This is a genomic window from Streptomyces sp. NPDC003247 (assembly GCF_042888135.1).
In the GTDB taxonomy this organism is placed as follows: Bacteria; Actinomycetota; Actinomycetes; order Streptomycetales; family Streptomycetaceae; genus Streptomyces.
Genome location: NZ_JBIAPF010000001.1, coordinates 156,143 through 168,766 on the forward strand (window position 1 = coordinate 156,143; position 12,624 = coordinate 168,766).

The window sequence follows — 12,624 nt, forward strand, 5'->3', positions numbered from 1 at the left end:
GCCCGCCTCGCGCACGCAGTGCGGCAAGCCTGCAACCGTTGTGCCCAGCTCCCCGGCGGGTAATCCGCCGAGCCGGCCGTCCCGGAACCCGGGCCCGCGCACCTCACCGTTCGGGTCATCCCCGATCCGCCCGTGCCCCGCGCCCGCCCGCCCGCCCCGAAAACCGGTCGGCCGCTGTCGTCGCGGCGCCGTACACTGGGCGCAGCGAAAAGCGTGGATGGGGACGAGTAGCGGCGTACGCAGCCCAGAGCGACCCGGGGACGGTGGAAGCCCGGGGGCGAGCGCGACGTGAAGATCACCCCGGAGCCGCCGGAAGAAAGCCCCGGCCGAGAGGCACAGGCGAGTAGACCCGGCATCGCGACCCCAATGAGGGGGCTCACCGGAGCGGACGGCGCACCGGAGGGCCAAGGAGGGTGGTACCGCGGGAGCGCGCCGCACACGGCGTAGACAGGAAAGAAAGCTCTCGTCCCTCCGACGGAAGGCAGAAAGTCCGCCGGAGGAAGATCGATGACGACGTACCGCCAGGTGCCCGCCCAGGTCGACCTGCCCGCCCTCGAGCACGCGGTGCTCGACTTCTGGCGCGAGCAGAAGATCTTTGCCAAGAGCCTGGAGCAGTCCGAGGGCCGCCCCGAATGGGTGTTCTACGAGGGCCCGCCCACCGCCAACGGCATGCCGGGCGCCCACCACATCGAGGCGCGCGTCTTCAAGGACGTCTTCCCCCGCTTCCGCACCATGCGCGGCTACCACGTGGCCCGCAAGGCGGGCTGGGACTGCCACGGCCTGCCGGTGGAGCTGGCGGTCGAGAAGGAGCTCGGCTTCAGCGGCAAGCAGGACATCGAGGCGTACGGCATCGCCGAGTTCAACGCCAAGTGCCGCGAGTCCGTGACCCGCCACACCGACGCCTTCACCGAGCTGACGACCCGCATGGGCTACTGGGTCGACCTCGACGACGCCTACCGGACCATGGACCCGGAGTACGTCGACTCGGTCTGGTGGTCGCTGAAGGAGATCTTCGCCAAGGGCCTGCTGGTCCAGGACCACCGGGTCGCCCCCTGGTGCCCGCGCTGCGGCACCGGCCTCTCCGACCACGAGCTGGCCCAGGGCTACGAGACGGTCGTCGACCCGTCCGTGTACGTCCGCTTCCCGCTCACCTCCGGTCCGCTCGCCGGCCGGGCCGCGCTCCTGGTGTGGACGACGACCCCCTGGACGCTCGTCTCCAACACGGCCGTCGCCGCCCACCCCGAGGTCACCTACGTCGTCGCCACCGACGGCGAGGAGCGGCTCGTCGTCGCCGAGCCGCTCGTCGCCAAGGCGCTCGGCGAGGGCTGGGAGACCACCGGCGAGACCTTCACCGGCGCGGACATGGAGCGCTGGACCTACCAGCGGCCGTTCGAGCTGGTGGAGTTCCCCGCCGAGGCCCACTTCGTCGTCAACGCCGACTACGTCACCACCGAGGACGGCACGGGCCTGGTCCACCAGTCCCCCGCCTTCGGTGAGGACGACCTCAAGGTCTGCCGCTCCTACGGCCTGCCGCTGGTGAACCCGGTCCGCCAGGACGGCACCTTCGCCGAGGACGTCCCCCTGGTCGGCGGCGTCTTCTTCAAGAAGGCGGACGAAAAGCTCACCGAGGACCTCCAGCAGCGCGGCCTCCTCTTCCGGCACATCCCGTACGAGCACAGCTACCCGCACTGCTGGCGCTGCCACACCGCGCTCCTCTACTACGCGCAGCCGTCCTGGTACATCCGCACCACGGCCGTCAAGGACCGCCTCCTCCAGGAGAACGAGAAGACCAACTGGTTCCCCGAGACGGTCAAGCACGGCCGCTTCGGCGACTGGCTGAACAACAACATCGACTGGGCCCTGTCCCGCAGCCGCTACTGGGGCACCCCGCTGCCGATCTGGCGCTGCGAGGACGACCACCTCACCGTCGTCGGCTCCCGCGCCGAGCTCACCGAGCTCACCGGCACCGACCAGTCCGGGCTGGACCCGCACCGCCCGTACATCGACGCCGTCACCTTCGCCTGCCCCCAGTGCGAGAAGACGGCCACGCGCGTGCCGGAGGTCATCGACGCCTGGTACGACTCGGGGTCGATGCCGTTCGCGCAGTGGGGCTACCCGTACAAGAACAAGGAACTGTTCGAGTCCCGCTACCCGGCGCAGTTCATCAGCGAGGCCATCGACCAGACCCGCGGCTGGTTCTACACGCTGATGGCGGTCGGCACGCTGGTCTTCGACAAGTCGTCGTACGAGAACGTCGTCTGCCTCGGCCACATCCTCGCCGAGGACGGCCGCAAGATGTCCAAGCACCTCGGCAACATCCTCCAGCCGATCCCGCTCATGGACCAGCACGGCGCGGACGCGGTCCGCTGGTTCATGGCGGCCGGCGGCTCCCCGTGGGCGGCCCGCCGCGTCGGCCACGGCACCATCCAGGAAGTCGTCCGCAAGACGCTCCTCACGTACTGGAACACGGTCGCCTTCCAGGCCCTGTACGCCCGTACGGCCGGCTGGGCGCCGTCCGCGGCCGACCCGGCCCCCGCCGACCGCCCGGTCCTGGACCGGTGGCTGCTGTCCGAACTCCACGCGCTCACCGACCAGGTGACCCAGTCCCTGGAGGCCTACGACACCCAGCGCGCCGGCAAGCTGCTCTCGGCGTTCGTCGACGACCTGTCCAACTGGTACGTGCGCCGTTCCCGCCGCCGCTTCTGGCAGGGCGACAAGGCCGCGCTGCGCACCCTGCACGAGGTCGTGGAGACGGTCACCAAGCTGATGGCCCCGCTGACCCCGTTCATCACCGAGCGGGTCTGGCAGGACCTGGTGGTCCCGGTCACCCCGGGCGCCCCGGACTCCGTCCACCTGGCCGCCTGGCCGGAGGCGGACCTCTCCGCCATCGACCCCGAGCTGTCGCGGCAGATGGTCCTGGTCCGCCGCCTGGTCGAGCTGGGCCGCGCCACCCGCGCGGAGTCGGGCGTGAAGACCCGCCAGCCGCTGCGGCGCGCCCTGATCGCGGCGACCGGGTTCGACGCCCTCTCCCCCGAACTGCACACGCAGATCACGGAGGAGCTGAACGTCGAGTCCCTGGCCTCCCTCTCCGAGGTCGGCGGCAGCCTGGTCGACACCACCGCCAAGGCCAACTTCCGGGCCCTGGGCAAGCGGTTCGGCAAGCGGGTCCAGGACGTGGCGAAGGCCGTCGCGAACGCCGACGCGGCCGCGCTCTCCCTCGCCCTGCGCGACGGCACGGCGTCGGTCGAGGTCGACGGCGAGACGATCACCCTCGCCCCGGACGAGGTGATCATCACGGAGACCCCGCGCGAGGGCTGGTCGGTGGCGTCCGACTCCGGCGCGACGGTCGCCCTCGACCTGGAGATCACGGAGGAGCTGCGCCGCGCCGGCCTGGCCCGTGACGCGATCCGCCTGATCCAGGAGGCCCGCAAGAACAGCGGCCTCGACGTCGCCGACCGCATCGCGCTCCGCTGGACCGCGACCGACCCGGCCACCGTCGACGCCCTGACCGGTCACACCGGACTGATCGCCGACGAGGTCCTCGCCACGGACTTCGCCCAGGGCGAGGCGGACGACACCTACGGCACCCCGTTCACGGACGAGGGCCTGACCCTGACGTTCCGGCTCCGCAAGGCGTAAGCCCTCCCGGACATCGGCGGCTGTCCCCGGGATCCGCCCGGCGGACAGCCGCCGCTCCGCCCCGGCGGGCGGTCGCCGTACCGCCCCGGCAGGCGGTCGCCGTACCGCCCCGGCGGGCCACCGCCGTGCCACCACCAGGTCTTCGCCCGGCCGCGAGCCGCCGACGGCTGGGCGCGCGGTTCCCCGCGCCCCTGGGGGTCGGCACCGCCGGCGTCGGTTCCCTCGTCGACCGGGGAGCAAGAACAGCAAGAACAGGGCGGGGCCCCGGATCGGAAATCCGGGGCCCCGCCCTGTTGAACGCTGCCGACGCCTAAGGCGTACTACTGGCCGTCAGTTGTCGTCCTCGTCGATCAGGAAGCCACGCATCGGCGAGGGAGCCTGGCCCATCGGCGACGGGCCCTGCGGCCGGACCGGAGCCATCGGCTGGGTCATCGCCGGGGACATCTGCTGCTGGCCGCCGTAGGACGGAGCAGCCGGGCTCGGCGCGCCCATGCCCTGGTTGCCCCCGTAGGCCGGGGCGCTCGCGCCGGCCGGAGCCATGGAAGGCGCCGGGGACGGCGGGAGGGAGGCTGCGGCCGGGGTACGCGGCGGGGCGAGGGAGTCGTCGGCCTGGGTCTCCAGCTGACGCAGCTGCGACTCCAGGTACGACTTCAGACGCGTGCGGTACTCGCGCTCGAAGCCGCGCAGGTCCTCGACCTTGCGCTCCAGCGTGGCGCGGGCGGACTCCAGGGAGCCCATCGCGACACGGTGCTTCTCCTGCGCGTCCCGCTCCAGGGCGTCGGCCTTGGCACGGGCGTCACGCTCGAGACCCTCGGCCCGCGAACGCGCCTCGCCGACGATCTTGTTGGCCTCGGAACGGGCCTCCGCGATCGCCTGGTCGGCGGTCTGCTGGGCCAGCGAGAGGACACGGGCGGCACTGTCGCCACCGGGGCCCTGACCGGGGCCGCCCATCGGACCGCCCATGGGGCCGCCCATCGGACCGCCCATCTGCTGCTGCATGGGAGGCTGACCACCCATCGGTCCCTGCCCCATGGGACCCTGGCCCATCGGACCGGGGCCCTGCGGACCCTGGCCGCCGGGACCGGCAGGCAGCTGCGGGGCACCGCTCGGCAGCTGGGGCGGACCACCCATGGGGCCACCCATCTGCTGCTGCGGCGGGCCCGATATCCCGGCGGGCACCGGTGCGCCCGGACCTCGCATGCCCTGCTGCGGCATCCCCTGCTGCTGGGGCATTCCCTGCTGCTGGGGCATCCCCTGCTGCTGCGGCGGCATCCCCTGCTGCGGCATTCCCTGCTGCTGCGGCATCCCCTGCTGCTGCGGGGGCATACCGCCCTGCTGCTGGTCCTGCTGCTCCGGGGGCTTGCGCATGTTCTGCTGGTTCTGGGCAGCGGCGCGCGTGGCCGCGGCCAGTTTGGCGCGCAGGTCCTCGTTCTCGCGCAGCAGACGGGTCAGCTCGGCTTCGACCTCGTCGAGGAAGGCATCGACCTCGTCCTCGTCATAGCCTTCTCGGAGGCGGACGGTCGTGAACTGCTTGTTCCGCACGTCCTCGGGGGTCAACGGCATCTCTTCACCTCAACGTAGTCGTCGGCATTCGGCAAGACGGTAGTTCACATCGCTCACAGCCGGCTCACGATCGAGATCAGGATGTAGACGATGATCATCAGTACGAAGAAGGACAGGTCGAGCGCCACGCCCCCGAGACGCAGCGGCGGGATCACCCGCCGCAGAAGCTTGAGCGGTGGATCGGTGACAGTGTAGGTGGCCTCCAGAACGACCACCATCGCCTTGCCGGGCTGCCATGAGCGGGCGAACTGGAAGACGTAGTCCATGACCAACCGGAAGATGAGCACGATGAGGAAGACCATCAGCGCGATGTAGACGACATCAAGGACCACGCTCATGTTCGGTGCTTCCCTCTCCCCTGCTTGCGCGCTCTTCGTGTACCGCTGTTTTCCGGTGGTGCGTCTCAGCTCTGGTTGAAGAACCCGCCCTCTGCGATGCGGGCCTTGTCCTCCGCCGTGACATCGACGTTAGCAGGAGACAACAGGAACACCTTCTGCGTCACCCGCTCGATGCTGCCGTGGAGGCCGAACACCAGACCGGCCGCGAAGTCGACAAGTCGCTTCGCGTCCGTGTCGTCCATCTCGGTCAGATTCATGATCACCGGGGTTCCCTCACGGAAGTGTTCCCCGATGGTACGGGCCTCGTTGTAGGTCCGGGGGTGGAGCGTGGTGATCCGGTACGGCTCTCGTTCCGACACGACCTTGGGCATGATCACCGGTGCGTTCTTCTCCAGGGACTGACGTTCTTGTGTGATGGATGCCACGGGCGCGATGCGCGCCGGGCGTCCGGATTCCGCGGCCGGCGAAGCGACCCGGGCGACCGGTTCGCGCGGCGCGGGCGGTTGCACGATACGCACCTCTTCATCCCTTTGGGACTGATGTGCGCCGTGTGACGGATGCGACGGCTCGTGCCGCCGGTGGTCACGCTCGGGCTCCGGGTCGAGCTCGGGTTCGAAGTCGTCATCGGGGTCGAAACCCCGGCCGTCGTACCCATCGTCCTCCACGAGGCCGAGGTAGACCGCCATCTTGCGCATCGCGCCGGCCATGCTCTGAGTCCTCCGCTCTGTGGTGGATCGGCTTCCGACTGCCAAGTCCCGCGATCCACGTGGCCCTTGTGACCGCCTTTCGGCGGTAATGACCATATTTTCTGCTGTGGTCCGACTTCTTGGCGACGTTACCCGAGCCTGGGGCGGACTCCGAGTACCGCGGTGCCGACGCGCACATGTGTCGCCCCGGCCGCCACGGCCTCCTCGAGGTCCGCACTCATCCCTGCCGAGACCATGTTCGCAGCCGGATGGGCTCTGCGCAGGTCGGTCGACAAATCCATCAACCGCCCGAACGCCGCCCGTTGCCGTCCGGCGTACTCCCCGGTCAGGGGTGCGACGGTCATCAGTCCGTCGAGCCGAAGCCCCGGGGAGGCGGCGACGAGTCCGGCCAACTCCTCGATGCCCGCCGGGGCGACGCCGCCCCGCTCGCCGCGCGCGCTCTCGCCGGCGTCGAGCGCGACCTGGATGAGGCAGCCGAGCTCGCGCCCGGCCCGTACGGCCTCCTTCGACAGGGCGGTCACCAGCCGGGGCCGGTCGACGGACTGCACGACAGCGGCGTAATCGACCACCGAGCGGACCTTGTTGGTCTGCAACTGGCCCACGAAGTGCCAGGAAAGAGGCAGATCCGAGCAGGCCGCGGCCTTCGGCGCCGCGTCCTGGTCACGGTTCTCGGCGACGTGGCGCACGCCGAGTTCCGACAGCAGCCGCACGTCCTGCGCCGGGTAGGTCTTGGTGACCACGATCAGGGTCACCTCCTCCCGCTCACGGCCGGCGGCCGCGCACGCGGCGGCGATGCGCTCCTCCACCTTCGCCAGGTTGGCGGCGAGTTCGGTCTTACGGTCCGTCATCCCTCATCAGTCCAACCAGACATATCCCGCGAGTCGCCCTGTGGCGCGATCGCGGCGGTACGAGAAGTGGTCCTGCGACTCCCGCGTGCACACCGGCGACCGCTCCCGGTCGCGCACACCGAGCCGCTCGAGCTGCGCGTGCACCCCGGCGGTCACGTCGACCGCCGGCGTACCCCAGCTCGTCTCGGCGTACGCCGCCGGTTCGACGGCGGCCACCTCGGCGCGCATCGCCTCCGGCACCTCGTAGCACCGGCCGCAGACGGCGGGCCCGGTGCGGGCGACGATCCGCGCCGGTTCGGCGCCGAGCTCCACCATGGCCCGTACGGCGGCGGGGACGACCCCGGCGACCATGCCGGGCCGGCCCGCGTGGGCCGCGGCGGCGACGCCCGCGACCGGGTCGGCGAGCAGGACGGGGGTGCAGTCGGCGGTCAGGACGGCGAGGGCGAGACCCCGCCGGGCCGTGACGAGCGCGTCGGCGTCGGGCACGGGGCGCTCGCCCCACGGCCCGTCGGCCTCGGCCACGTCCGTGCCGTGCACCTGGTTCATCCAGACGACCGAGGCGGGGTCCAGGCCGAGGGTCTTCGCGGCCAGTTCGCGGTTGGTCCGGACGGCGCCGGGGTCGTCGCCGACCGCCCCGCCCAGGTTGAGCTGCTCATACGGAGCGGCGCTCACCCCGCCCCACCGGTCGGTGAAGGCGAAGTGCGCGCCGCTCACGTGTCCGCGCCGTCCTATCACTTCAGGAAGTCCGGCACGTCCAGTTCCTCGGCCGCGCTGTCCGAGTAGGTCCGCGACGGCGGGACCGGCGGGGAGACCGGGAGCTCGGCCACCGGCTCGGGCGCCGGCTCCGGCTCCTCCTTCGGCGTGACGCTGCCGAGCGAGCCGAAGGTCGGGCGGCTCTCCGGCTGCCGTACCGGGGCCGGCTCCTCGCGGCGGGCCGGGGAGGAGGCCGCGCCGAGGACGTTGTCCCGGCGGGCCGGGGGCTGGCCGCCGTCGAAGCCGGCCGCGATCACGGTGACCCGGACCTCGTCGCCGAGGGCGTCGTCGATGACCGCGCCGAAGATGATGTTGGCCTCGGGGTGGGCGGCCTCGCTGACCAGCTGGGCGGCCTCGTTGATCTCGAACAGGCCGAGGTCGGAACCGCCGGAGATGGAGAGCAGCACGCCGCGGGCGCCGTCGATGGAGGCCTCCAGGAGCGGCGAGGAGATCGCCATCTCGGCGGCGGCCACCGCGCGGTCGTCGCCACGGGCCGAGCCGATGCCCATGAGGGCCGAGCCGGCCTCGGACATGACCGACTTGACGTCGGCGAAGTCGAGGTTGATGAGACCCGGGGTGGTGATCAGGTCGGTGATGCCCTGGACACCGGAGAGCAGGACCTGGTCGGCCGACTTGAAGGCGTCGAGGACCGAGACCTGGCGGTCCGAGATGGACAGCAGCCGGTCGTTCGGGATGACGATGAGGGTGTCGACCTCTTCGCGGAGCTCGGCGATGCCGTCCTCGGCCTGGTTCGCGCGGCGCCGTCCCTCGAAGGTGAACGGGCGGGTGACCACGCCGATGGTGAGGGCGCCCAGGGAGCGTGCGATGTTGGCCACGACGGGCGCGCCGCCGGTGCCGGTGCCGCCGCCTTCACCGGCCGTCACGAAGACCATGTCGGCCCCCTTGAGGACCTCCTCGATCTCCTCGCGGTGGTCCTCGGCGGCCTTGCGGCCGACGGCCGGGTTGGCTCCGGCGCCGAGTCCGCGGGTGAGTTCGCGGCCGACGTCGAGCTTGACGTCGGCGTCGCTCATCAACAGCGCCTGCGCGTCGGTGTTGATGGCGATGAACTCGACGCCCTTGAGACCGACCTCGATCATCCGGTTGATGGCATTGACACCACCGCCGCCGACACCGATGACTTTGATGACTGCGAGGTAGTTCTGCGGTGCTGCCACGTCGAAGGCCTCTCGCCTCGAGTTACGGGTCGCCGTCTCGCGGTGCTCCGCGCTCCGGTGACTGATGCCGAATGGGACGGTCCGTTTCGCCGACCCGAACCCTAACCCTGAAGTTTAGGGTTACCAGTGTGTCTGTTCCTTGGAGTCTTCTGAACAGGACACTAAGTCGACAAGTGGCGCCCGTTCAACGAACACGCCGAACCTCCCGTTTTTCTTTTCACCCTATGTGATCAGCCAAGTCGCTGCCCAACCAGGGTGCTGGCCTGCTCTGATGTGCGTCAACTCCCCGCTGACGCGGGGGCCGTGGGCACGCTGACGTCGAACTGCCCGGCGTCCGGGGAGGCTTTCATCAGGGCGGTGAGGGTACGGGCCTTCGCGGCACCCTTCTCGGCACTGCCCCACACCACCGTGCGGTCACCGCTCAGCTCCAGCGAGATGTCGTCGTAGGAACGCACCTTGACGACCCGGGTGTCCCGCGCGACGGCGGCCGGAAGGGCGCCGGCGACCTTCACCGCCTCACGCACCAGCCGGTCCGCCCCGAAGCGGCGCAGACTCGCGGCGGCCGAACCCGACGTCGAGGTTTCCACGTCGAGCAGCGGCACCCCCCGAGGGGCTTGGGAAACGGTGGCGAAGCGGACGCCTTCCTTGTCCACTTCCACGAACTTCTGCCCTTTTCGAACCAGCAGGACCGGCTTGCGTTCGGTCACTTTCAGGTCGATTCCATGCGGCCAGTCACGCTCCGCCTCGACCGAGTCGATCCGGGGCAGCGCCGCGCGCAGCCGCGCCTCGATCGCGCCGGTGTCGACGGAGACCAGGGGGTCCCCGACGGGGACGTCGGCGGCCTCGCGCACCTGCTGCGGGGTCAGCACGCTCGTCCCCGAGACGGAGACGTGGTCCACCCGCAGCCACCGCGAGCCGTACAACACCCAGACGACGCCCGCCCCGACGAGCACGAAGGCCACCGCGAGGATGATGATCGTACGAAGCCGGCGCGGGCCCAGCCTGCGGGCCAGGGGCGGGCCGGACGTCTCCTGCTGGCGTGCACCGCGCTCGGCGGTGGTGGGTCCGGCCACGCTCCCTGCCCTTCGCTCCCAGAGCCTTGCCCGCCGCGCCTAACGGCGCGCGGCGATCGCCTCGTAGACCATGCGGACGAGCAGGTCGTCCGCGTCCCGGCGGCCGAACTCGCCTGCGGCGCGGGACATTTCGTACAGCCGGTGCGGGTCGGCGAGCACCGGCAGGACGTTCTCCCGCACCCACTCCGGGGTCAGTTCCGCGTCGTCGACCAGCAGACCGCCGCCGGCCTTGACCACCGGCTGGGCGTTCAGCCGCTGTTCGCCGTTGCCGATGGGCAGCGGGACGTAGACGGCCGGGAGTCCGACGGCGGAGAGTTCGGCGACGGTCATCGCGCCCGCGCGGCAGAGCATCATGTCGGCCGCGGCGTACGCGAGATCCATCCGGTCCACATAACTTACCGGGATGTAGGGAGGCATTCCCGGCATCTGCTGGACCTGCGGCAGTTCGTTCTTCGGGCCGACCGCGTGCAGGATCTGGATCCCGGCCTGCTGGAGCCACGGGGCGACCTGCTGCACGACCTCGTTGAGGCGGCGGGCGCCCTGGGAGCCGCCGGAGACGAGCAGCGTCGGCAGGTTCGGGTCGAGGCCGAACGCCGCGCGGGCCTCGGGGCGCACGGCGGCGCGGTCCAGGGTGGCGATGGAGCGGCGCAGCGGGATGCCGATGTAGCGCGCGTTGCGGAGCTTGCTGTCCGGGGTGGAGACGGCGACCTGGGCGGCGTACCGGGAGCCGATCTTGTTGGCCAGGCCGGGGCGGGCGTTGGCCTCGTGGATGACGATCGGCACCCCCAGGCGCTTGGCGGCGAGGTAGCCGGGCAGGGCCACGTAGCCGCCGAAGCCGACGACGGCGTCCGCCTTGGTGCGCTCCAGGATCTGCTCGGTCGCCTTGATCGTGCCGCGCAGCCGGCCCGGGACGGTGATCAGCTCCGGTGTGGGCTTGCGCGGCAGCGGCACCGCGGGGATCAGCGCGAGCTCGTAGCCCCGCTGGGGAACGAGCGTGGTCTCCAGGCCGCGCTCGGTGCCCAGGGCCGTGATGCCCACGGTCGGGTCCTGCCTGCGCAGGGCGTCCGCGAGGGCGAGCGCGGGCTCGATGTGGCCGGCGGTCCCCCCACCAGCGAGTACGACATGCACCGAAATTCACCGCTCTCCGGACGAGCGCGCCGCCGAGGCGCGCCGTCGCATCGTGTTCCATCTCCGGGGCCCCGTGAGACCCCCGGCCCCCCGCTTTCTACCAAAGCGGGGATGCCGCATCGCAAGCGCCGCCCGCGCAGCGGGCTCGTCGCGTGCGAAGGCGATCAGCAGCCCGATGGCGAACATGGTCGGCAGCAGGGCGGAGCCCCCGTAGGAGAACAGCGGGAGGGGGACACCGGCGATCGGCAGCAGACCGAGCACCGCACCGATGTTGATCACGGCCTGGGCCGTGATCCAGGTGGTCACACCTCCCGCGGCATACCTCACGAAGGGGTCCTCCGTGCGTCCGGCCACGCGGATACCCGCATAGCCTAGAGCCGCGAACAGGGCGAGTACCGACAGCGTCCCCGCGAGGCCCAGTTCCTCACCGGTGACGGCGAAGATGAAGTCGGTGTGGGCTTCGGGGAGTTGGCCCCATTTCTCCACGCTCGCACCGAGCCCGGAACCGAAGATCCCGCCGGAGGCGAGGGCGTAGATGCCGTGCACGGCCTGCCAGCAGGCGTCGCCCGGGCCGGGGTCGGTCGCGCCGATGCACTGGAGCCGGGCCATGCGGTTCGGGCTGGTCTTGATGAGGATCACACCGATCGTGGCGGCGATCGACAGCACGCCCACGAAGAGCCGGGTGGGGGCGCCCGCCAGCCACAGCAGGCCGAACAGGATCGCCGTCAGGATGATCGCCGTGCCCATGTCGCCGCCGAGCATGATCAGTCCCAGCAGCATGAACGCGACCGGCACGAGCGGCACCAGCATGTGCTTCCACTGCGCCAGCAGCCTCTTGTCGTGCTTGCGGGCGAGCAGGTCGGCGCCCCACAGGACCAGCGCGAGCTTGCCGAACTCGCTGGGCTGGATCTGGAAGGAGCCGCCGAGCGAGATCCAGTTCTGGTTGCCGTTGACCGCCATCCCTATCCCCGGCACCTGCACCAGGGCCATCAGGCAGACGGCCCCGGCGAGGATCGGGTAGGCCAGCGCCCGGAGCAGTTTCGCCGGCATCCGGGAGGCGACCAGCAGCAGCGCCCCGCCGATGGCGGCCGCCAGGAACTGCTTGCGGAAGAAGAACGAGCCCGGCAGCGACATCTGCAAGGCGGTGATCTGGGAGGCGGAGTAGACCATCACCAGGCCCAGCACGGTGATCAGCAGACTGCCGCCGAGGATCAGGTAGTACGCGGTCAGCGGCCGGTCCCAGGCCTTGCGCGCCCGGGTGGTGAACCGCAGCACGGGGTTGTCGCGCGGCGACCGGGCGGCGGGCCGCCGCGCGGCCCGCTGCACGGGCGGCCGGCCGCCGGTTCGGCTACCGGGCATCGGCGCTCACCGCCCCGCCGTCCGGCACGGCGCCGTGACCG

Annotated in this window: 10 protein-coding genes; 1 reads left to right on the plus strand and 9 read right to left on the minus strand. The window is 71.1% G+C overall.

The window, feature by feature from the left end:
• Window positions 1-507 precede the first annotated feature (507 nt).
• Window positions 508-3,639, plus strand: a complete 3,132-nt coding sequence (gene ileS, locus ACFYWQ_RS00665; RefSeq protein WP_389511574.1) for an isoleucine--tRNA ligase — start codon at window positions 508-510, stop codon at window positions 3,637-3,639.
• Between the two features lie 330 nt (window positions 3,640-3,969).
• Here ileS and ACFYWQ_RS00670 read toward each other — a convergent pair whose 3' ends face one another.
• The 9 genes from ACFYWQ_RS00670 to ftsW form a co-directional block, all read right to left on the minus strand.
• Window positions 3,970-5,202, minus strand: coding sequence for a DivIVA domain-containing protein (locus ACFYWQ_RS00670; RefSeq protein WP_389511575.1), 1,233 nt, complete (start codon window positions 5,200-5,202; stop codon window positions 3,970-3,972).
• 53 nt (window positions 5,203-5,255) lie between these two features.
• On the minus strand, window positions 5,256-5,540 hold the full coding sequence (locus ACFYWQ_RS00675; RefSeq protein ID WP_020129925.1) for a YggT family protein: 285 nt from the start codon (window positions 5,538-5,540) through the stop codon (window positions 5,256-5,258).
• A 65-nt stretch (window positions 5,541-5,605) separates the two neighbouring features.
• A complete protein-coding gene (locus ACFYWQ_RS00680) occupies window positions 5,606-6,247 on the minus strand; it encodes a cell division protein SepF (RefSeq protein WP_389511576.1) in 642 nt (213 codons plus the stop codon).
• A gap of 128 nt (window positions 6,248-6,375) precedes the next feature.
• Window positions 6,376-7,095 carry a YggS family pyridoxal phosphate-dependent enzyme gene (locus ACFYWQ_RS00685; protein WP_389511577.1) on the minus strand — a complete coding sequence of 240 codons (720 nt, stop codon included), beginning with the start codon at window positions 7,093-7,095 and terminating at the stop codon, window positions 6,376-6,378.
• A 6-nt stretch (window positions 7,096-7,101) separates the two neighbouring features.
• A complete protein-coding gene (gene pgeF, locus ACFYWQ_RS00690; protein ID WP_389511578.1) occupies window positions 7,102-7,830 on the minus strand; it encodes a peptidoglycan editing factor PgeF in 729 nt (242 codons plus the stop codon).
• The gene (gene ftsZ, locus ACFYWQ_RS00695; protein ID WP_389511579.1) at window positions 7,827-9,023 is read right to left on the minus strand and encodes a cell division protein FtsZ; all 1,197 of its coding nucleotides are present in this window, start codon (window positions 9,021-9,023) and stop codon (window positions 7,827-7,829) included. Before ftsZ ends, pgeF begins: the two co-directional genes overlap by 4 nt.
• A gap of 278 nt (window positions 9,024-9,301) precedes the next feature.
• Entirely contained in the window at window positions 9,302-10,096 is a 795-nt protein-coding gene (locus tag ACFYWQ_RS00700) for a cell division protein FtsQ/DivIB (protein WP_389511580.1), read from the minus strand.
• A gap of 39 nt (window positions 10,097-10,135) precedes the next feature.
• On the minus strand, window positions 10,136-11,224 hold the full coding sequence (murG, locus tag ACFYWQ_RS00705; protein WP_389511581.1) for an undecaprenyldiphospho-muramoylpentapeptide beta-N-acetylglucosaminyltransferase: 1,089 nt from the start codon (window positions 11,222-11,224) through the stop codon (window positions 10,136-10,138).
• Between the two features lie 6 nt (window positions 11,225-11,230).
• Complete coding sequence (gene ftsW, locus ACFYWQ_RS00710; protein WP_389511582.1) at window positions 11,231-12,583, minus strand: putative lipid II flippase FtsW; 1,353 nt, start codon at window positions 12,581-12,583, stop codon at window positions 11,231-11,233.
• Between the last annotated feature and the right edge of the window lie 41 nt (window positions 12,584-12,624).